This is a genomic window from Amycolatopsis sp. NPDC031561 (genome assembly GCF_055580625.1).
Map to the genome: position 1 here is coordinate 766037 of NZ_JBVILA010000001.1, position 20885 is coordinate 786921.

The window sequence follows — 20885 nt, forward strand, 5'->3', positions numbered from 1 at the left end:
GGTCACTCCTTAACCGCGGCCGCGACGGGAACCGTCGCGGCCATCTTCTTGGGTCTGAGGAAAAGCGGCAGCACGATCGCCACGTACGCGACCCACGCGACGGCCTGCAGGACCGTCGTCTGCTGCGAATAGTTGAAGATCCCCTTGAGCAGCGCGCCGTACCAGCTGGTCTCCGGCAGCACGTTCGACGCGTCGAACGCGAGTGTGTTCAGACCGGGCAGGAAGGCGGCCTCCTGCAGGTCGTGCAGGCCGTAGCCGAGCACGCCCGCCGCGACGAACACCAAGAGCACACCGGTGATCGTGAAGAACCTGCCGAGGTCGAACCGGACGGCGCCGCGGTAGATCAGATACGCCAGCACGACCGCGGTGAGGATGCCCGCGGTGAAACCGATCAGTGGTTCGGTCGTCCCGCCTTGGGCGGTCTGCACGGTCGAGTAGAAGAACACCGCCGTTTCCAGGCCTTCGCGGCCGACGGCGAAGAACGACAGGACGAGGACGGCGACCGGGCCCACGTCGAGCGCTTCGTCCAGCTTCCCGCGCAGCTCGGCGGCGATCGTCCTCGACGCCTTGCGCATCCAGAAGATCATCGCCGTCACGAAACCGACCGCGACGATCGACAGGGTGCCGCCGAGCAGTTCCTGCTGCTCGAAGGACAGCTGAGCGGTGGAGTAGGTAAGGATCGCGCCGATCCCGACCGACAGCAGGACGGCGACGCCGACACCGAGCCACACCCAGCGCAGCGCGTGCTTCCGGCCGGTCTTGACCAGGAACGCGACGAGGATGCTGACGACGAGGGCGGCTTCCAGGCCTTCACGCAGGCCGATGAGCGCACTCGCGAACCACACGTCGTTCTCCCTGGTCGTCTGACTGAACCTCCAGGTTTTAGGTAAGCCTTGCCTGAAAGTCCAGCTCAGCCGGGCGGTGGCGAATGTGGACGAACCGCTTGAACGGGCCTTGATCGGACGGGCGCTCGGAAAGCATCCGCAGGTCAGCGTGCACCGCGCGGATCACATAACGAATCGGCACCACGACCGCCGGTTTACCGTCCGCTGACCTGCTCCTCCGAATGGGTCATCCCCCGGCAGTGTGGCGAAGTAACCTGACCGGGTGGCCGAAACCACCCAGTCGAGCATCGACGCCCCGGAGCACCCAGCGCGCCCTCTGCCGCCGTACGTCCCCAGGCTCGCTTTCGCGGGCGGGCTCGTGCTGACCGGTGTGGTGCTGATCATGACCGTCGGGATGAACCGGCCGGGTGGGGACGAGCCGCCCCCGCCGGCGGAGCCGCAGCCCGCGCTCGCGGTTCCCGACCAGAAACCGCAGCCTGGGGTGGCGACGCCGCGAGCCGGGCTCGCCGCGCCGCCCGACCGGCCCACCGTTTCCGACGCGGCCGAACTCGAAATCTGGGCGAACCGGGTGGCCGCGAAGACGCGGCTGTCCGCCACCGACCTGTCCGCTTACGGCCGGGCGGAGATGTGGCTTCGGCGGCAGAAACCGGGCTGTCACCTCTCTTGGGCGACCCTCGCCGGTGTTTCCCACGTCGAGACGGCGCAGGGCAGGCCCGGCCCGATCACGCTCACGCCCGACATCTGGGCCAAGCACGCTGTCCGGGCCACCAGTGACGGGAAGCCGCCGGATCCGAAGAACCTCGATGACGCCGCCTTCGCCACCGCCCGCTACCTGTGCGCCGCCGGCGACGACGTCGCCACCCCGGAGGGATGGTGGAAGTCGATGCGGATGTTCAACCCCGCCGTTCCGTACGCCCAGGAGGTCTTCAGCGCGGCCGACGCCTACGCGGACGCCAGCGTCGCGCCCTGATCCTCGAGCACCAGGTCGAAGTTGAGCGCGGCCGCCATCCGGTAGGCGTCGCCCGCCGCGACGACCAGCTGCGCCATCGGATCGACGACGTTCCCCGCCGCCCAGACGCCGTCCACGTTCGTTCGGCCCTGCGCGTCCACGGCGACGAAACCGTCTTCGGTGCGCGCGCAGCCGAGCTGGGCGAGCAGCCGGTCGTGCGGGACGAACTTCGGGCCGACGAACACGACGTCGCGTTCGACGAGTTCGCCGTCCACCAGCCGGACCCCGGCCAGCCGGTCGTTTTCGACGGCGAGCTCGGAGACCTTCCCGTCGACGATCCGGATGCCCAGCCCGGTCAGCTTCACCCGGTCGTCCGCCGAGATCTCCTGGGTATGGGTGAAGAACGTCAGGTCCTTGCTCCACTGCCAGACGATCAGCGCCTGGTGGACCGACTTCTCGGAGGTGGCGAGCACGCCGAAGCGCTGATCGCGCACCTCCCAGCCGTGGCAGTACGGGCAGTGCAGCACGTCGGTGCCGAACCGCTCCGCGACACCGGGGACGTCCGGCAGTTCGTCGGCCAGCCCGGTGGTCATCACGATCCGGCGCCCGCTGACGACCCGGCCGCTCGCCAGTTCCACCGCTTTGTCGTGCCGCAGCCGGTGGACGACGTCGTCGATGAGCTCCACGCCGTATCCGCGCACTTCGTCACGGCCTATCGCCAGGAGTTCTTTGGGCGGGATGCCGTCCCTGGTCAGGAAACCTTGCGCGTGCGCGGCGGGCGCGTTGCGCGGCGTCCCGCCGTCGATCACGGCGACCTTCCGCCGCGCCCTGCCCAGTACCAAGGCCGCGCTGAGGCCCGCGACACCACCGCCGATGATCACCACGTCGAATTCGTTGCTCATGGTCCCGAGCATCCGACTTCCGTCGAGATCTGGCAAAGTTCATTGCCGGTTTGGCAAACTGGGGGCATGCAGGACATCGAACGGCGGCTCGCCGAGGTCGGCCCGAAGCTCAAGCGGCTCCGCAAGGAACGCGGCACCACCCTCTCCGCGCTCTCGGAGGCGACGGGGATCTCCGCCAGTACGCTTTCGCGGCTCGAATCGGGCACCCGGAAGGCCACCCTGGAGCTGCTGCTGACGTTGTCGGAGGCACACAAGGTCCCGCTCGACGAACTCGTCGGCGAACCCGAGCCGTCCGATCCGCGGGTCCGGATGAAACCGCAGAAGTTCGGCAGGTTCACCGCCTGGTCGCTGAGTGCGCAGCCCGGTCAGCCGCAGGCGTTCAAACTGCTGATCCCGGTCGAGAACATCGAACCGGTGCAACGGACACACGAGGGCTACGAGTGGATGTACGTCCTCAGTGGACGGTTGCGGGCGGTGCTCGGTGACCGTGACTTCACGATGGGGCCGGGCGAGGCCGCCGAATTCGACACGCGGGTGCCGCATTGGTTCGGAAGCGCGGGGCCGGGGCCGGTGGAACTGCTGGTGCTGTTCGGCAAGCAGGGTGAGCGGGCCCACCTGCGGGCCAAGTCCACCTGAGAACCGGCGTCAGTCGCGCAACGCGATCCGCGCGCTGACCTCGCTGATCGCCTCCAGGTACTCCGGGATCGGGTGCATCGCCGACGCGATCCGCATCTGCGCGAGCGCCTCGGTCAACCGGCCGAGGCGCTGGAGGGTCCGCCCCAGCACGAACCGGGCGTAATGATCGGTGGGGTCCAGCTCCAGCACCCGGTTGAAGGCGCGCTCGGCCCGCCGCAACTGTGCGGAGTGGAAGTACGCGCGGCCCGCCAGCAGTTGCACGCTCGGTTTGTCGGTTTCCTCCTCCAGCAACGGTTGGAGGGCCTTGAGGGCATCGAGCGGCCTGCGGCTTTCGACCAGGGCCTCCGCCTGTCGGAAGGCGCGGAACCGCGATTCGCCGGACGAGTCCGGACCAGGTTCTGGGGCGGGTTCGGCATCCATCATGGTCCGCTCCACGATACCCCTGGGCAGGGCCGTTCACGAGGAGCTGAAACGGTCATGGTGGACTGTCTTGCCATGAGCAGTGCCGAAGAGGACAGGCCCGAATACCTCGGTCTCGCGCCGTACCTCTACTACGCCGACGCGACCGAAGCTGTCGCGTGGCTGGTCAGAGTGTTCGGGTTCACCGAGGAGGTGCGCTTCGCCGACGCCTCCGGCGAGGTGTTCCAGGCCACCCTGTGCGCCGGTCCGGCGAAGATCCAGCTGGCCGGGGTCGGACCCGAATACTGGGACGGCAAGGGTGTCGACGGCCCGGTCGGCCAGCTGAACATCATCTACGTCGCCGACGCCGACGCGCAGTACGAGCGGATTCGCGCCGCCCTCGGCGACGACGCCGACCTCGACGCGCCGCAGGATCAGCCCTACGGCGCCCGCGTGTTCACCGTCTCCGACATCGGCGGCAACAGCTGGACGTTCTGGCAGCAGTTCTCCGACACCGTCGAGCTCCCGTCGGGCTGGCGGGAAGTCCGCGCAGGTGAACCAGTCGCCGAGTAGGTCCTGTGTGGCGCGTGCCTCCAACGGGTGAACGACGCCGACGGCTAGGCTGGGGCCGGTCACCGCAGGCACAACCCACATGAGGAGCATGGCGTGGCGCTCATCGAGCAGGTAGGCGCTCGCGAGATTCTTGACTCGCGAGGCAACCCGACGGTCGAAGTGGAGGTGGCTCTCGACGACGGCACGCTGGCGCGGGCCGCGGTCCCCTCGGGTGCGTCCACCGGCGAACACGAAGCCGTCGAGCTGCGTGACGGCGACACCGGCCGGTACAACGGCAAGGGTGTCGAGCGCGCGGTCGCGGCCGTCCTGGACGAAATCGGCCCGGACCTGGTCGGCACCGACGCCGTGGACCAGCGCATCGTCGACCAGAAGCTGGTCGATCTCGACGGCACCCCGGACAAGGGCCGCCTCGGCGCGAACGCCATCCTCGGCGTTTCGCTCGCCGTCGCGAAGGCCGCCGCCGATTCGGCCGAATTGGAACTGTTCCGCTACCTCGGCGGGCCGAACGCGCACGTTCTGCCGGTGCCGATGCTGAACATCCTCAACGGTGGCGCGCATGCCGACACCGATGTGGACATCCAGGAGTTCATGATCGCGCCGATCGGCGCCGAGTCGTTCCGCGAGGCCCTGCGCTGGGGCACCGAGGTCTACCACTCGCTGAAGTCGGTCCTGAAGGGCCGCGGCCTGGCGACCGGCCTCGGCGACGAAGGCGGCTTCGCGCCCAGCCTGAAGAACAACCGCGAGGCGCTCGACCTGATCCTTCAGGCGATCGAGAAGGCCGGTTACGCCCCGGGCCGCGACGTGGCGCTCGCGCTCGACGTCGCCGCGACGGAGTTCTACTCCGACGGCGCGTACACCTTCGAAGGCGCGAAGAAGAGCGCCGAGCAGATGTCGGCCTACTACGCCGAACTGCTGCGCGACTACCCGCTCGTGTCCATCGAGGACCCGCTGAGCGAGGACGACTGGGACGGCTGGGTCCAGCTGACCGCCGAGGTCGGCGAGAAGGTCCAGATCGTCGGCGACGACCTGTTCGTCACCAACCCGGACCGCCTCGAAGAGGGCATCACCCGCCGCGCCGCCAACGCGCTGCTGGTGAAGGTCAACCAGATCGGCACGCTGTCGGAGACCCTCGACGCGATCTCGCTGGCCACCTCGTACGGCTACAAGTCGATGATGAGCCACCGGTCCGGCGAGACCGAGGACACCTTCATCGCGGACCTCGCCGTCGCGACCGGTGTCGGCCAGATCAAGACCGGCGCCCCGGCGCGCGGCGAGCGGATCGCCAAGTACAACCAGCTGCTCCGGATCGAGGAAACCCTCGCCGACGCGGCGCGCTACGCCGGCGACCTGGCATTTCCCCGGTTCAGCGCCGAGGGATAACGAGCTATGGCGGACCGGGGGAGGGCGCGGACCCGTCGTAACGGGCGCGCGGAAGGCGGTGGCTCCGGCAGGGGCCGCCGTCCGGAGCGCGCCCGCCGTACGACGACGACGGAGGTCCGCGCCCGAACCCGGCTGCGCCGCAGCCTGGCGGCGAAACGGGCATCGGGTGCCGCGAAGGTGCTCGGCATGTCCACCACCCGCCGGGCCGCGGTGGTGGCGATCGTGGTGTGCGCGCTCGCGTTCACCATCGCCGTCCCGCTGCGCACGTACCTCAGTCAGAAGTCCGAGGTGACCGAGCAGCAGCAGCTGCAGTCCGAGCTGCAGCGGAGCGTCGCCCAGCTGGAAGGTCGCAAGGCCGAGCTGAGCGACCCCGCGCAGATCGAGGCGGAGGCGCGTAAACGCTTCGGTTTCGTGAAGCCCGGCGAGACGCCGTACATCGTGCAGCTCCCCGAGGACAAGGCGCCCGAGCAAGGGCAGCCGCAAGGCCAGCAGCCGGTGCCCGCGGGCTCCTGGTACGAGAAGCTGTGGGATCAGGTCGCGGGCGACTGAAGCTCTCCCTTTAGCCTTATGGGCGTGAACAGCACGGAAAAGTCTTCATACGACCCTGTGACCGACGCCGACCGCGAGATCATCGCGGAACAGCTCGGCCGGGTACCCCGTGCGCTGCGTGCCGTAGCCGCGCGCTGCCCGAGCGGTCACCCGTCGGTCGTGCAGACGAGCCCCCGCCTCGACGACGGCACCCCCTTCCCGACGCTCTACTACTTGACCTGCCCGAAGCTGACTTCGATGGTCGGCACGCTCGAGGCGTCCGGGCTGATGAAGGAGATGACCGACCGGCTCGCGGAGGACCCCGAGCTGGCGGCCGCCTACCAGCGGACCCACGAGAGCTACCTCGCCGAACGCGACGCCATCGATTCGCTCGGCCACGAGGTCAGCGCGGGCGGGATGCCCGGCCGCGTCAAATGCCTGCACGTCCACCTGGCGCACACGCTCGCCGTCGGCCCCGGGGTGAACCCGTTCGGGGACGAAACCCTCGCGCTGCTCAAAGCGAACGGCTGGCCGTCGGGTGACTGCCAGGGGTAACGCCTGCCCCTGCTGTACAGATAGTTCCTCCAGGTGGGTTAATTCACCCGTTGTCGACCAACTGGTCCTCCCCTATGGGGTGAAACCGGTCACCGCATGCGGCAGGCTGTGCACCAGTTGCGGGTTATCGGGGTGGGCAAGTAACGGATCGCCGAGTCGTGATCCGCCGGGAGGGTTCTGAGGTATGCGCGTGAGGCACGTGCCAGGCGCGGTGACCGGTCATGTCCGGAGACTCTGTCTCCGGCACCGCACGATCGCCGCGGTGACCGGAGGTGTCCTCGCCATCGTCCCGGCCTGTGCCGCGGTCGTCGGTGCCGGCAGCTGGGCCGCGACGGCGAGCACGATCCATTCGGACAACGTCGCCCTCGTCGGCGGCTATGACCCGAAGAACCCGCTCGTCCACCAGATCGGCGTCGACGGCAGCTTGCCGAACGCGCCGACTCCGCTCCCGCTCCCCGCGGACGAACTCCCCAACGGACCGCTCGGCATCCCGGTCACCGCGCTCGCCGCGTACCGCAACGCCGCCGACGTCCTCATCGCCGAACAGCCCGGCTGTCACATCGACTGGGCGCTGATCGCGAGTATCGGCCGGATCGAGTCCAACCACGCGCGCGGCGGCTACGTCGACGCCAAGGGCAACACCCTCGAACCGATCCTCGGCCCGCAGCTCAACGGCGCCGGCCCGTTCGCGGCCATCCCGGACACCGATGGCGGCAAGTACGACGGCGACACGGTCTGGGACCGCGCCGTCGGCCCGACGCAGTTCATCCCCTCCACCTGGAAGGGCTACGCCTCCGACGGCAACGGCGACGGCGAGTCCAATCCGAACAACATCTTCGACGCGGCGCTGGGCACCGGCCGGTACCTGTGCTCCGGCGGGCTCGATCTGTCCAAACCGGACCAGTTGCGCGCGGCTGTCTTCCGCTACAACAACTCCGACACCTATGTGAACACCGTGCTGATCTGGGCCGAGGCCTACCGCACGGGTGTGCTGCCGACGCCGGACAGCAGGGTGCCGATCGGCGCGCCGAACGCCGGGGCCGCCCCGCCGCCCGCCTCGGTGCCGCCGCCTCCGGTGCCGTCGACACCGCCCGGCTCGGTGACGCCGCCGCCGTCTTCGACCTTGCCGGGGACGAGTACTTCTTCGTCGTCGTCGAAACCGCCGACAAGCTCGAAGCCGCCGCAGTGTCCGACGTCCACCGTGACGGAGACGGTCCCGAGTCCGACCACGAGCGCGACGACCACGGCCCCGACTACGCCGCCGACGACCTGTTCCTCGCCGACGACGACCACAACGACGACGACGGTGACGCCAACGAGCACCGGCGCCGCCGGAACCACCTGACGGCAAGGGGCGCGGTAATCTCCGGGGCATGCCTCGTGTTGCCGCGATCGACTGTGGGACCAACTCCATCCGCCTGCTCGTTGCCGAGCTGACCCCGCGTCACGACGGGACGGTCGACCTGCGCGACCTGCACCGCGAGATGCGGATCGTCCGCCTCGGCCAGGGTGTCGACGCCACCGGCAAGCTGGCCCCCGAGGCGCTCGAGCGCACCCGCAAGGCGCTGGCCGACTACGCGATCGCCGCGCGCCGCAAGGGTGTGGAAAAGGTCCGCATGGTCGCGACGTCGGCGACTCGCGACGCGAGCAACCGCGACGAGTTCTTCGCGATGACGCGCGAGGTGCTCGGTACCGAAGCCGAAGTGATCAGCGGTGACGAAGAGGCGCGGCTGTCCTTCACCGGCGCTGTCGGCGAGCAGGATCCCGACGACGGCCCCTTCGTGGTGGTCGACGTCGGCGGCGGCTCGACCGAACTCGTGGTCGGCACCTGGGACGGCCGCAAGGCGGAGGTCATCGCGGCGAAGTCGGTCGACATCGGGTGCGTGCGGATCACCGAACGCGCGCTGAAGTCCGACCCGCCGACCGCGGACGAGATCGCCGAAGCCCGTCAGCTGGCCGCCAAGGTGCTCGCCGATGCCTTCGACGTCGTGGACGTGTCCACCGCCAAGACGTGGATCGGTGTCGCCGGGACGGTCACGACCCTGACGGCCGTGGCGCAGGGTCTTTCGGAGTACGACTCCGAGCGCACCCACCTTTCGAAGCTTTCCCGCGCCGACATCGACCGCGTCGCCCAGTCGCTCCTCACAGCCGACCATGCGACCCGCGCAGCGAACCCGGTGATCCACCCCGGCCGGGTCGACGTGATCGGCGGCGGCTCGGTGATCGTGCAGGTGCTGGCCGAGCAGTTCGCCACGCGCAGTGGTCCCGGCGAACTGGTGATCTCCGAGCACGACATCCTCGACGGGATCGCCCTGTCGCTCGCCTGATCGCCCGGTTTTCTCTTACGTGAAGCCATTTCTTTCGGTGATCACGTGGTGACCTCCAGTCCGGATTAGGCCGTTCGGCGCAACCCCGTTCCTACCAACGTTGTGCTCTAACCGGGTGGTCCGGCACACCGTCACACATTTGCAACGCCAACGCACTGTGATCGGCTTCACCTGTCCCATAGCGTCGTCTCACCTTCTGGGCGGTAGGGCGCGACCAGCGCTCGCCGGACTATCCGACGACGAGAGTTGGAGGGGACATGCGGGCTTCACGCGGGTTCTGGGGAGCGACGGCGGTGGTGGCCACGGCGGCCCTGCTGCTGACGGCCTGTGGAGGTGGTGGATCCAAGGAAGACAAGGGATCCGGTGCCACCGACGCCAACGCGGCGGTTTCGGTCTACGGCACCGAGCCGGAGAACTCGCTGATCCCCGCCAACACCAACGAACTCGGCGGGTCCAAAGCCCTCAAGCCGGTCTTCTCGGCGCTGGTCGGCTACAAATCCGACACCGCCGAACCGTACAACCTGATGGCCGAATCGATCACCACGACCGATTCCAAGGTCTTCGACATCAAGATCAAAAAGGGCTGGAAGTTCCACGACGGGACCGAGGTCAAGGCCAAGAACTTCGTCGACGCGTGGAACTACAGCGCGAACGGCAAGAACGGCATGCAGAACGCGTCCTTCTTCGAGCAGATCCAGGGCTACGACGAGATCAGCGCGAAAGAGCCCGCCGTCAAGGAGATGTCCGGGCTCAAGATCGTGAACGACTACGAGTTCCAGGTCACCCTGAAGGGCCCGTTCTCGGTGTTCTCCACCAAGATCGGCTACCTCGCCTTCGCGCCCCTGCCGGACAAGTTCTTCGCCGACCCGGAGGCGTTCGCCAAAGCCCCGATCGGGAACGGACCGCTGAAGTTCGTTTCGCGCACACCGAACCAGAACATGAAGCTCACGCGGTACGACGAGTACCAGGGCGAGGACAAGGTCAAGTTCAAGGACCTCGAAGTCCGCATATACACCAGCCAGGAAACCGCGTACCAGGACCTGCTGAGCAACCGCCTCGACTTCATGGAGGCGCTCCCGCCCGCGGCGAAGGCAGGCGGGAAGTACAAGACCGACCTCGGTGATCGCCTGGTGGAAGGCAAACTGCTCGGCATCGCCGCGCTCGCCATCCCGTACTACGTCCCGGGTTACGACAACCTCGACCTGCGCAAGGCGATCGCGCTCGCGATCGACCGCGAGCAGATCGTCAAGACCGTCATGAACGACACCTACACGGCGGCCGACGGCTACGTGTCGCGTGGCATCGAGGGTTACCGGCCGGGCGTCTGCGAGTTCTGCAAGTTCGACCCGGTGAAGGCCAAGGAGTACTGGGCGAAGTCCGGGTACACCGGCAAGCTGACCATCGCGTCGAACGCCGACGGTGGCCGTAAGGAACCGCTGGTCGCGGCGTGCAACAGCATCAAGAACGCGCTCGGCGTCGAATGCGACTTCGTCCCGGCGACCGACTTCGGCCAGTGGCGCAGCATCGTCAACGGCAGGAAGCTGACCGGGATGGGCCGCTCCGACTGGTCGGCCGACTACCCGTCGATCGAGAACTACCTGAACCCGCGCTACAAGAGCACCGGTTCGTCGAACGACTCGACGTACAACAGCCCGGCCGTCGACGCGCTGCTCAAGCAGGCGGACCAGACCGCCGACAAGGCGGCCGCGATCAAGCTGTACCAGCAGGCGGAGGACCAGATCGCGAAGGATCTGCCGCAGATCCCCGTGTGGGAGGAGAAGGGCGTCGGCGGCAAGTCGAACCGGCTCAAGGTCGCGAAGCTCGACTACGGCCGTCTCGCGGACTACTCGTCCATCGAGGTCGCCGCGAAGTAACCGTGTGGTCGTGCCGGCCGGGAGTGGCGGATCACCGCTCCCGGCCGGCCGGAACCCCAGCTCCCACCACGCGATCTCCAGGACGGCACGCCCATGTCCCAGTACATCCTCCGACGACTGCTCCAGCTCATCCCCGTCTTCTTCGGCACCACTTTCCTCATCTACGCGCTCGTGTGGGCGGTACCCGGTGACCCGTTCGCCGGCAAATGCGGTCAGGTCGCCTGCCCGCCCGCCTACATCGAGATGATGACCGCCAAGTTCAACCTCGACGATTCGATCTTCGTCCAGTACTTCAAATACCTCGGGAACCTGTTCACCGGCGACTGGGGAGAGACCTTCAACGGCGTCTCGGTCGGCGAGCTGATCGGGAACGCCTATCCGGTGACCGTGCGGCTCGCGCTGATCGCGGTGGCCATCGAGGCGATCATCGGGCTCTCCGCCGGCATCCTGACCGGCCTGCGCGGTAAGGGTTTCCTCGACAACCTCGTGCTGATGTCCACCACGTTCCTGATCTCGATCCCGGTGTTCGTCACCGCGATCGTGCTGCAGATCATCCTGGGTTCGGAACTGGGCCTCATCGAGGCGAGCGTGTCCGAGGACGCCACGGTCGGCGAGCTGATCGTGCCGGGAATCGCGCTGGGCAGTCTTTCCATGGCCTACATCGCCCGGCTGATGAGAACGAGTATCGCGGAGAACCGGCATGCCGACTACGTCCGCACGGCCGTCGCGAAAGGACAGCCGCGCAGCCGCGTCGTCGGCGTTCACCTGCTCCGGAACTCGGTGATCCCGGTGCTGACCTTCATCGGCACCGACATCGGCGCGCTCATGGGCGGGGCCATCGTCACCGAAGGCGTGTTCAACATCAACGGCATCGGCGGGCTCATCTTCCGCGGTATCCAAAACCGGGAGGGCGCCACCGTCACCGGCGTCGTCGTCCTGCTGGTGATGGTCTATCTGCTGGTGAGTCTCACCGTCGACCTGCTCTATGCCGTTCTCGACCCGAGGATCCGTTATGACTGACCCGAACGTGGCCGGCGGCGTGTCCTCCGTGGACGTCGCCGCCGCCGGTGTCGCCGACGATTCCGCGGTGGCGCACAAGCCACGCAGTCTCGGCGGCGACGCCTGGCGGTCGCTGCGCCGCAAGCCGTCCTTCGTCATTTCCGCCGTCATCATCGCGTTCGTCGTGCTCGTCGCGATCGCCCCCGACCTGTTCAGTTCGCGTGCGGCCGGGTTCAGCGATCTGACCCACGCCAACGAAGGACCGTCCGCGGACGCCTGGTTCGGTTACGACAACCAGGGCTACGACGTCTACGCGCGGACCATCCACGGTGCGCGGGCGTCGTTGCTGGTCGGTGTCTTCGCGACCGTGCTGACGATCCTGATCGGCTCGATCGTCGGGATCGTCGCCGGGTACTACGGCCGTCTCGTCGACAGCCTGTTCTCCCGGATCGGCGACATCTTCGCGGCGTTGCCGTTCGTGCTCGGCGCGATCGTCATCCTGACGACCTTCAACGCCCCCGGCACGAACCCCGGCGCGGTCACCATCATCGTGCAGGTGGTCGTCTCGATCGCGGCGCTGAGCTGGCCGGTCGCGATGCGCATCATGCGGTCGGCGACGCTGGTGGCCAAGCAACTCGACTACGTCAAGGCGGCGCGCGGGCTCGGCGCGAGCACACCACGCATCGTGTTCCGGCACCTGCTGCCCAATACGGTCGCCCCGGTGCTGGTCTACGGGACCATCGCGCTCGGCGCGTTCATCGGCGCGGAGGCGACACTGGCCTACCTCGGTGTCGGCGTGCGGCCACCGGTCGTTTCGTGGGGTGTGATGATCAGCGACGCGCGGGACTACTTCCGGGTGAATCCGCACATGCTGTTGTTCCCCGCCGGGTTCGTCACCGTCACCGTGCTCGCGTTCGTCATGCTCGGTGACGGGATCCGCGACGCGCTCGATCCGAAGGCCCGGTGATCGGCTTGTCCTCCATCGAAAACGAACTGCTCCTCGAAGTCGAGGACCTGCACGTCGAGTTCCGGACTTCGGACGGTGTCGCGACGGTGCTCAACGGCGTCGACTATTCCGTGCACGCCGGGGAAACCCTTGCCGTGCTGGGAGAATCGGGCTCGGGCAAGAGTGTCACCGCCCAGACGGTGATGGGCATCCTCGACAGCCCGCCCGCCGTCGTCACCGGCGGCGCCGTCCGCTACCGAGGCGAGGATCTGCTCACCGCCACCGAAGAGCGGCGGCGTGAAGTGCGGGGCGGGGAGATCGCGATGATCTTCCAGGACGCGCTCTCCGCGCTGAATCCCGTCTTCACCGTGGGATTCCAGATCGAGGAACAGCTGCGGGTCCGGCTCGGTATGTCCAAAAAGGACGCTCGCAGGCGGGCGATCGAACTGCTCGACACCGTGCGCATCCCGGCCGCCGCCCGGCGGATCCGCGAGTACCCGCACCAGTTCTCGGGTGGGATGCGGCAGCGCGCGATGATCGCCATGTCGCTCGCGCTCGACCCCGATCTGCTGATCGCGGACGAGCCGACGACCGCGCTCGACGTCACCGTGCAGGCCCAGATCATGGACCTGCTGGCGGAGATCCAGGCCGAACGGCGGATGGGGCTGATCCTGATCACCCACGACCTGGCGGTGGTCGCCGAGGTCGCTGACCGGATCGCGGTGATGTACGCGGGCCGGATCGTCGAACAGGCCGACGTCGCCGAACTGTTCCGCTCGCCGGGGCATCCCTACACCGAGGCGCTGATGGCCTCGCTGCCGCGGCTCGACCTCAAAGGACAGACGCTGGAGACCATCAAGGGCCTGCCGCCGAGCCTGCTGAACGTCCCGCCCGGCTGCCCGTTCCATCCACGCTGCCCCCGGGCGGAAAGCCGGTGCGAGTCCGAACGACCCGCGCTGCACAGCCTCGGTTTCGGCAGGGTCAGCGCCTGCCACTTCGCCGACGAGGTGGTGAGCGGCCGTGTCTGAGCCCATTCTGCGCGTCGAAAACCTGGTGAAGTACTTCCCGGTGCGAGCCGGGGTTCTCTTCAAACGCACGATCGGCCACGTGAAGGCGGTCGACGGGGTGTCTTTCGATCTCATGCCGGGGGAAACCCTTGGCGTGGTCGGAGAATCCGGCTGCGGTAAGTCCACTTTGGCCCAGGTGCTGATGCGGCTGGAGGAACCCACGGGCGGGCTCGCGACCTTCGAGGGCCGTGACATCTTCGCGTTGCGGGGAGCCGAACTCAGGAAGCTGCGGCGTGAGATCCAGATCGTGCTGCAGGATCCGTACACCTCACTGAACCCGAGGATGACCGTCGGCGACATCATCGGCGAGCCTTTCGAGATCCACACCGAGGTGGCGCCGAAGGGTTCGCGGGCGGCTAAGGTGCGGGAGCTGCTCGACGTCGTCGGGCTGAATCCCGAGCACATCAACCGCTATCCGCACCAATTCTCCGGTGGGCAGCGTCAGCGCATCGGGATCGCGCGGGCGCTGGCCTTGCGGCCGAAGGTCATCATCTGTGACGAGCCGGTTTCCGCGCTGGACGTTTCGATCCAGGCGCAGGTGATGAACCTGCTCGGTGAATTGCAGAAGGAATTCGGCCTTTCCTATGTGTTCATCGCACACGACCTGTCCGTGGTGCGTCACCTTTCCACGCGGGTCGCGGTGATGTACTTGGGCAAGATCGTGGAAATGGGGACGGAAGAGGAGATCTACGAGCATCCGTCACATCCCTATACGCAGGCGCTGTTGTCCGCGGTGCCGGTCGCGGATCCCGCGTTGCGCGGGCAGCGGCAGGTGATCCGCCTGGAGGGTGACGTGCCGAGCCCGCTTGACCCGCCGTCGGGCTGCCGGTTCCGCACCCGGTGCTGGAAGGCGCAGGACCTTTGCGCGGATCAGGAACCCGAATTGATCACGCGGACCGGTGGGCATTTGTCCGCCTGTCATTTCGCGGAGGAAAAAACTGTCGTCCCCTGACTTTGGTAGGGACTTCGTTGATCGCGTGGGATCACTGACGTAGTTTTCATGAATCGTTTTCTTCAGGAGGCAGGAAATGAAAAGATCCAGATCTCTTGTCGTCGCGCTCGCGGTGCCGCTGTTCGGCGCGATCGTCGCGGCCCCGGTGGCGTCCGCGCAGCCGCAGCTTTCCGGCGCGGCGACCGAATTCTCCGTTCTGGCCCGTGAAGGCCAGAGTGTCGCGTCGGTGGAAAGGGCGATCCGCGCCGCCGGTGGCACCGTCGTGACCAGCAACGCCGCCGTCGGCTTGATCACCGCGTCGGCGCCCGCCAACGGTTTCGCCGAGCGGGTCTCCGCCGACCGCTCCGTTTTCGGTGCGGCCAAAGCGAAGCCGATCGGCACCGCGCCGAAGAACGGCAAGGCGAAGGTCAAGCCGAACGTCGTCGAGAAGGAGAGCCGCGGCGCCGCGTCGGCCAAGAAGCCGGCGAAGCCGAAGGCCGTCGGCATGGACCCCCTCGACGATCAGCTCTGGGGTCTCCAGTCCGTCCGTTCCGACCTCTCGCGCACCAAGCAGCCGGGTGACAAGCGAGTGAAGGTCGGCATCATCGACACCGGTGTCGACGCGAGCCACCCGGACATCGCGCCGAACTTCGACCTCGCCGCGTCGCGGAACTTCACGAAGGACATCGTCGCCGACGTGAATGGCGCCGTCGTCGACGGTCCGTGTGAGTTCCGCAGCTGCAAGGACCCGGCGGACCACGACGACAACGGGCACGGCACGCACGTCGCCGGAACCATCGGCGCCGCCGCGAACGGCTTCGGCGTCTCGGGCGTCGCGCCGAACGTGACGCTGGTGAACATCCGCGCCGGCCAGGACTCGGGCTTCTTCTTCCTGCAGTCGACCGTGGACGCGATCACCTACGCGGGCGACGCCGGTGTGGACGTCGTCAACATGAGCTTCTACACGGATCCGTGGCTGTACAACTGCTCCGCGAACGCCGCGGACACCCCCGCGCAGCAGGCCGAACAGCGCACCATCATCGAGGCGACGACCCGCGCGCTGAACTACGCGCACCGCAAGGGCGTCACGCAGGTCGTCTCGCTGGGCAACCAGCACAGCGACCTCGCCGCCCCGCAGCCGGACGCGTCGAGCCCGGGCTACCCGTCGGGCAGCACGCACTCGCGGCAGATCGACAACGCGAGCTGCCTCTCGCTGCCCATCGAAGGCCCGCACACGATCGGCGTCTCGTCCTTCGGCCCGTCGCAGGCGAAGGCGGACTACTCGAACTACGGCGTCGAGCAGATCTCGGTCTCCGCACCCGGCGGATACTTCCGTGACTACTTCGGCACCCCGTGGTACCGCACGGTCGAGAACCAGATCCTCTCGACCTACCCGCGCAACGTCGGCGTCGCGGAAGGCAACATCGACGCGGCCGGGAACATCACGCCCGACGGCGTCACCGCCGGAGTCCAGAAGGCGACCGCCGCCGACGGCCGCGTCGGCTACTACCAGTGGCTGCAGGGGACGTCGATGGCGTCGCCGCACGCGACCGGTGTCGCGGCGCTCATCGTTTCGCAGTACGGCAAGGGTTCCCGCGACTTCGGGATGAACCCGGACGCGGTGCAGCGGGTGCTCGAGGGCACGGCTTCGGACATCGCCTGCCCGGTGCCGCGGACCGTCGACTACCTGAAGGAAGGCCGGGACGCGTCGTTCACCGCCACCTGCACGGGTGACGCTTCGTTCAACGGCTTCTACGGCCATGGCGCGGTTGACGCCTGGTCGGCCGTGACCCGAGGTTCCCAGTACCTGCGAGGCTGACCTCTCGCTCCTGGGTGCCGCTTCAGTGAATGGGGCGGTGTTTGGGTATGTCATGAAAGGGGCTTTCAGGACGAAATTCGTCCTGAAAGCCCCTTTCATGACATCTGGGGGACGTTATGCGGAGCGTTTCCGGGGCAAGGCGATCGTCACCGCCGGCCTCGGTCGAGACGCCGCCCATTTGCGCGCCGCTCTCAACTCGCGGATGACTGCTTTGGGGTCGGAACGTAGCTTGCTCGGCAATGTCTGCACCACGACAATTCCGCTCGCCGCGTAGCGATTGTTCCGCTCGACGGTCTTCGCGAAGAGCGCACCCTTCTGGTGGAACTCCCAGGAATCGATCTCCCAGGCCATGGCGACCCCGTCGTCCCAGAGATCGGCCATAGCGACGAATCGGCCTTCGTGATCGAAGATCTTGACATTGCACAGGGGCTCGGGAAATCCTGCGCTCCGCCACAGGGCGACCGCGTCGAGTTCCGGCACGGATCGAACGTCGTCTTCGAGTCTGTGCAACACGGATCTCGGTAGAGCGGTACCTCTGCGACTGCCAGAGTCCAGTTCGGCCACCAGGTCCTGATGAGTGCACAGGCCTGACTCGAGGGCTTCGAGCAGAGTGGCGCTCACCAGATCGAAATCCCGCACCCGGCGGAGCCCGTCCAGTACCGCCCGATGGGGCGGAGCGAGAGGAACGCCATCGAGGATGACCGAGTCAGGGAAGTGCTTGGTCCGCTCGACGATGGTGAAGTTCGCGTTGGTGAACTTGTGTTCTTCCGGGACGAGCACATGAACCGCTCTGCTCTTGAGCGCCGTGGACAGTCCGTAGAGACGGAGTGCCTCGAATCCGGTCACCACGCCGCGACGATCGCAATGCAGCAGTGCCGCTTCGATGCGCTGGCGTGTCGTCGGAGGGGTGCGGGACAAGAGCACGATGCCCGGCAGCAGGTGAGTCCAGGGTCCGCCTGGTTGACATCTGCGATAGGTGGTTCGCTGGGGTACGCCCAGTTGTTCGAGCCGCCCTGCGGCTATTACGCCGTGGCTGCTGTTCTCGAGTAGTAGGGATCGGGTCTGTACGAGCTTTGTGGTGTTCACGTCCAGGATCGTCGCCCTGTGCCCCGACAGAAACCGACCCGAAGGTGTCATGAAAGGGGCTTTCAGGACTAAAAACGTCCTGAAAGCCCCTTTCATGACACTCTTTGGGCCCCACACGCGCGCGTGGGGAGGGGTTAGCGGGCCGAGGCGGCCTTCACGAACTTAGCCAGGTCCTTCGACTGCTGGACCCGTGAGGCCTCGTGCACGTACATCATGTGCCCGGCCGGGTAGTAGGCCGTGTCGATGTTCTCCCGCAGTTCCTCAGGGATCTGCAGTTGCGCGAGGACGTGCTCCGAAGCGAAGTAAGGAGTCGCGCCATCGTAGTGACCGAAGGCGACGTGCACGCGAAGGTGCGGATTCGTCCGCATGGCCGTGGCGAGAGAGTCCACAGAGGACACAGAGCGGCCCTCGAAGTCGGAGTACGACCAGGCCTTGAAGACGTCCGTCGAAAGGACCTCGTACGGCAGGTCGTTCTCGTAGCCGAGTTCGGCGCGCACGTAGTGGTTGAGTCCTGCCGAGTAGGCGCCGATGATCCGCGAGATCGACGGGTCGTCGCTCATGTGCTCGCGGCCGCCGTCCGGCTCCCAGGTGGTGAACCGGCCGTCCATCCTGCCGACGACGAGCCCCTTGTTCCGCAGCAGTTCGGTGAAGTAGCGGACGTGCTCGATCCGCAGGTTCACCCGGTCCACATAGGACTCGCTCAGCCCGGTCAGCGAGGCGAGTGTCGCGACGGCTTCGGCGCGGTCCTGTGTGGACAGACGGGCGCCGCGGGCGAGGGCCCAGGGGAGCTCCTTGGCCGCGAAGTCCTCGGCGTCCGCGAGGACGTCGTCGAGCGGGCGTTCGCCGTGCAGGCCGTGGTAGTGCGCGATCGCCGCGTACGTCGGCACGTAGAGCGAGTACGGCAGGTCGTTGCCTTCGGTGAACCGCAGGGTGCCCAGGTCCAGGACGGACGAGATCAGCAGGAGCCCGTTCAGGTACATCCCGTGGCGTTCCTGCAGGTGCGCCGCCAGCCCGGCCGCGCGGAGCGTGCCGTACGACTCGCCCGCGAGGAACTTCGGCGAGAGCCAGCGCTGCTTGCGCGAGACCCACAGCCGGATGACCTCGCCGATGGACTCGATGTCGGCCGTGTACCCGTGGTAGTCCTTGGCCTTCTCGCCGTCCACGGCGCGCGAGTAGCCGGTCGACACCGGATCGATGAACACCAGGTCGCTGTGCGCGAGCAGGGTTTCCTGGTTGTCGGTCAGCCCGTACGGGGGCGCCGCCGGGTCGTCGACGTCGCCGGACAGCACGCGGCGCGGGCCGAGGAGGCCCAGGTGGAGCCAGATGCTCGCGGAGCCGGGGCCGCCGTTGAAGGCGAACGTGACCGGGCGCGAGCCGGACTCGGCGTCGTCGAGCGTGTACGAGGTCACGAACACTTCGGCCTTGGCCTGGTGGCCTTCGGACTTGCCGTCGGTGATGACCTCCTTCCGCAGCACGATTCGCCCGGTCTGGGCCGTGTACGCGAGCTTCTTGCGCTTGAGCGTCAGGGTGTGCTTCGTGGTGACCAGGTCGTCGATCGGTTCGACCTTGGCTTCCACCGACGGGGTGTCCTTCTCGTCGGTGGCCTTTTCCTCGGGATTGGTGTCCGGCATGCCTCCAACCTACTGGCACTCTGTACGGGTGGACATCGTCTCTGCGCATGATCGGCCGAATACGGTCGCCGAAGCGGTCGGGATCCAGGAAGCCCTGCGTGGCCTGGTCGATCCCGAGGACCGTTGTCCACAAGAGATCGTCACGGTCACCGGGCTGGACGTCGCCTACGACGAGGGCAGCGGCCTCATCGCCGCCGCGGCGGTCACGCTCGAGACCTCCGGATTCCGCGTCGTGGAGCAGCGGACCGTCGTCTCCGAGGTCTCGTTCCCCTACGAACCGGGCCTTTTCGCCTTCCGTGAGCTGCCGCCGCTGCTCGAAGCCTTGCGCGCGCTCGACCACACGCCGGACCTCCTGGTCTGCGACGGGCACGGCCTGGCCCACCCGCGCCGGTTCGGGCTGGCGTGCCACCTGGGCGTCGTGACCGGCTTGCCCACCCTCGGCGTCGGCAAGACCCGCTTCATAGGGGAGCACGGCGAGCCGGGCCGGGAGCGCGGCGCCAAGGAACCCCTCGTGGACGACGGCGAGGTCGTCGGCATGGTCCTGCGCACCCAGGACGGGGTGAAGCCCGTTTACGTCTCCACCGGCCACAAGATCTCCCTGGACAACGCGTGCCGCCAGGTGTTGCGGTTGTCGCCCGCGTTCCGTCAGCCGGAGACGACCCGGCACGCCGACCGCCTCGCCCGAGACGCGTTGAAGGAGGCGTTATGAGGTTCCGCTCCATCGCCGAACTCGACGCCGAGGTCGTCGGCTGCCGCGCCTGCCCGCGGCTGGTCGCGTGGCGCGAGGAGATAGCCGTGGTCAAACGCGCGGCCTTCGCGAACGAGACCTATTGGGCCCGGCCGGTGCCCGGCTTCGGACCGCCGGACGCGTCGCTGGCGATCGTCGGCCTCGCCCCTTCGGCGCATGGTGCGAACCGGACCGGCCGGATGTTCACCGGCGATCCCTCCGGTGACGTCCTGTTCAAGGCTCTTCACCGGGTCGGTGTCGCCTCGCAGCCGACGTCGACCCATCCGGGTGACGGTCTCGTACTGAGGGGCACCCGGATGGTCTCCCCGGTGAGATGCGCGCCACCCGCGAACAAGCCCGAACCTGAGGAACGGGACAACTGCCGTCCGTGGCTCGCGGCCGAGCTCGCGTTGCTGAAACCGACGCTCAAGGCCGTCGTGGTCCTCGGCGCTTTCGGGTGGCAGGCGCTGTTGCCGGTGCTCGCCGAGGCGGGCTGGCCGGTGCCCGCGCCACGCCCGAAATTCGGTCACGGGACCGAGGTGCGGCTCGGCGACCTGCGCCTCTTCGGCTGCTACCACGTGTCGCAGCGCAATGTCCAGACCGGCAGGCTGACCCTTGACATGGTGTGCGACGTCATGGCCTCCGCGACCTCGGCGGCGGGCCTGAACTGAATCGGTGCGGAAACCGTGGCGACGCTGGTCACAGCGGGAT

21 protein-coding genes are annotated in these 20885 nt (G+C 67.5%); 16 read left to right on the plus strand and 5 right to left on the minus strand.

What is annotated here, in order from left to right; genetic code table 11:
- Nucleotides 1-2: 2 nt before the first annotated feature.
- The gene (gene efeU / locus ACZ5IK_RS03725; protein ID WP_465486411.1) at nt 3-845 is read right to left on the minus strand and encodes an iron uptake transporter permease EfeU; all 843 of its coding nucleotides are present in this window, start codon (nt 843-845) and stop codon (nt 3-5) included.
- A gap of 262 nt (nt 846-1107) precedes the next feature.
- Between efeU and ACZ5IK_RS03730 the strand changes: the two genes are divergently transcribed.
- Entirely contained in the window at nt 1108-1815 is a 708-nt protein-coding gene (locus tag ACZ5IK_RS03730) for a lysozyme family protein (protein ID WP_465486412.1), read from the plus strand.
- Here the strand turns inward: ACZ5IK_RS03730 and ACZ5IK_RS03735 are convergent.
- Nucleotides 1788-2708 (minus strand): NAD(P)/FAD-dependent oxidoreductase, encoded by a 921-nt coding sequence (locus ACZ5IK_RS03735; protein WP_465486413.1) that lies wholly within the window; start codon nt 2706-2708, stop codon nt 1788-1790. The two genes, ACZ5IK_RS03730 and ACZ5IK_RS03735, sit on opposite strands and share 28 nt — an antisense overlap.
- Nucleotides 2709-2762: 54 nt before the next feature.
- Between ACZ5IK_RS03735 and ACZ5IK_RS03740 the strand changes: the two genes are divergently transcribed.
- The gene (locus ACZ5IK_RS03740; RefSeq protein ID WP_465486414.1) at nt 2763-3332 is read left to right on the plus strand and encodes a helix-turn-helix domain-containing protein; all 570 of its coding nucleotides are present in this window, start codon (nt 2763-2765) and stop codon (nt 3330-3332) included.
- Nucleotides 3333-3341: 9 nt separating this feature from the next.
- On the opposite strand, the gene ACZ5IK_RS03745 is transcribed toward ACZ5IK_RS03740, so the two are convergent.
- Nucleotides 3342-3755: a tetratricopeptide repeat protein gene (locus ACZ5IK_RS03745; RefSeq protein ID WP_101613510.1), complete on the minus strand. Its 414-nt coding sequence runs from the start codon at nt 3753-3755 to the stop codon at nt 3342-3344.
- Between the two features lie 72 nt (nt 3756-3827).
- Here ACZ5IK_RS03745 and ACZ5IK_RS03750 point away from each other — a divergent pair, with 72 nt between their 5' ends.
- The 12 genes from ACZ5IK_RS03750 to ACZ5IK_RS03805 all read left to right on the plus strand — a co-directional run bounded on the left by ACZ5IK_RS03750 (nt 3828) and on the right by ACZ5IK_RS03805 (nt 16730).
- Nucleotides 3828-4304, plus strand: coding sequence for a VOC family protein (locus ACZ5IK_RS03750; RefSeq protein WP_410664631.1), 477 nt, complete (start codon nt 3828-3830; stop codon nt 4302-4304).
- Between the two features lie 93 nt (nt 4305-4397).
- Nucleotides 4398-5684, plus strand: a complete 1287-nt coding sequence (gene eno, locus ACZ5IK_RS03755; RefSeq protein ID WP_184895621.1) for a phosphopyruvate hydratase — start codon at nt 4398-4400, stop codon at nt 5682-5684.
- Nucleotides 5685-5870: 186 nt separating this feature from the next.
- A complete protein-coding gene (locus ACZ5IK_RS03760; protein WP_101610591.1) occupies nt 5871-6233 on the plus strand; it encodes an FtsB family cell division protein in 363 nt (120 codons plus the stop codon).
- A gap of 18 nt (nt 6234-6251) precedes the next feature.
- On the plus strand, nt 6252-6767 hold the full coding sequence (locus ACZ5IK_RS03765) for a DUF501 domain-containing protein (protein WP_369862179.1): 516 nt from the start codon (nt 6252-6254) through the stop codon (nt 6765-6767).
- A 184-nt stretch (nt 6768-6951) separates the two neighbouring features.
- Nucleotides 6952-8112 (plus strand): lytic transglycosylase domain-containing protein, encoded by a 1161-nt coding sequence (locus tag ACZ5IK_RS03770; RefSeq protein WP_465486415.1) that lies wholly within the window; start codon nt 6952-6954, stop codon nt 8110-8112.
- Nucleotides 8113-8140: 28 nt separating this feature from the next.
- Entirely contained in the window at nt 8141-9094 is a 954-nt protein-coding gene (locus tag ACZ5IK_RS03775; protein WP_465486416.1) for a Ppx/GppA phosphatase family protein, read from the plus strand.
- 257 nt (nt 9095-9351) lie between these two features.
- Nucleotides 9352-10968 carry a peptide ABC transporter substrate-binding protein gene (locus tag ACZ5IK_RS03780; protein WP_465486417.1) on the plus strand — a complete coding sequence of 539 codons (1617 nt, stop codon included), beginning with the start codon at nt 9352-9354 and terminating at the stop codon, nt 10966-10968.
- A 93-nt stretch (nt 10969-11061) separates the two neighbouring features.
- Nucleotides 11062-11988, plus strand: a complete 927-nt coding sequence (locus ACZ5IK_RS03785; protein ID WP_101610587.1) for an ABC transporter permease — start codon at nt 11062-11064, stop codon at nt 11986-11988.
- The gene (locus ACZ5IK_RS03790) at nt 11981-12934 is read left to right on the plus strand and encodes an ABC transporter permease (RefSeq protein ID WP_101610586.1); all 954 of its coding nucleotides are present in this window, start codon (nt 11981-11983) and stop codon (nt 12932-12934) included. The genes ACZ5IK_RS03785 and ACZ5IK_RS03790 overlap by 8 nt, the downstream gene beginning before the upstream one ends.
- A gap of 14 nt (nt 12935-12948) precedes the next feature.
- Nucleotides 12949-13941 carry an ABC transporter ATP-binding protein gene (locus tag ACZ5IK_RS03795; protein ID WP_465486696.1) on the plus strand — a complete coding sequence of 331 codons (993 nt, stop codon included), beginning with the start codon at nt 12949-12951 and terminating at the stop codon, nt 13939-13941.
- Nucleotides 13934-14932 carry an ABC transporter ATP-binding protein gene (locus tag ACZ5IK_RS03800; RefSeq protein ID WP_410600451.1) on the plus strand — a complete coding sequence of 333 codons (999 nt, stop codon included), beginning with the start codon at nt 13934-13936 and terminating at the stop codon, nt 14930-14932. Before ACZ5IK_RS03795 ends, ACZ5IK_RS03800 begins: the two co-directional genes overlap by 8 nt.
- A gap of 76 nt (nt 14933-15008) precedes the next feature.
- On the plus strand, nt 15009-16730 hold the full coding sequence (locus tag ACZ5IK_RS03805; protein ID WP_465486418.1) for a S8 family serine peptidase: 1722 nt from the start codon (nt 15009-15011) through the stop codon (nt 16728-16730).
- A gap of 114 nt (nt 16731-16844) precedes the next feature.
- Here the strand turns inward: ACZ5IK_RS03805 and ACZ5IK_RS03810 are convergent, their stop codons facing one another.
- Nucleotides 16845-17816, minus strand: a complete 972-nt coding sequence (locus ACZ5IK_RS03810; RefSeq protein WP_465486419.1) for a hypothetical protein — start codon at nt 17814-17816, stop codon at nt 16845-16847.
- A 134-nt stretch (nt 17817-17950) separates the two neighbouring features.
- A complete protein-coding gene (locus ACZ5IK_RS03815; protein WP_465486420.1) occupies nt 17951-19447 on the minus strand; it encodes a S10 family peptidase in 1497 nt (498 codons plus the stop codon).
- 28 nt (nt 19448-19475) lie between these two features.
- Between ACZ5IK_RS03815 and nfi the strand changes: the two genes are divergently transcribed.
- Both nfi and ACZ5IK_RS03825 read left to right on the plus strand, forming a co-directional pair.
- Nucleotides 19476-20156, plus strand: coding sequence for a deoxyribonuclease V (gene nfi, locus ACZ5IK_RS03820; RefSeq protein WP_465486421.1), 681 nt, complete (start codon nt 19476-19478; stop codon nt 20154-20156).
- Nucleotides 20153-20845: a uracil-DNA glycosylase gene (locus ACZ5IK_RS03825; protein WP_465486422.1), complete on the plus strand. Its 693-nt coding sequence runs from the start codon at nt 20153-20155 to the stop codon at nt 20843-20845. Before nfi ends, ACZ5IK_RS03825 begins: the two co-directional genes overlap by 4 nt.
- Nucleotides 20846-20885: the final 40 nt, after the last annotated feature.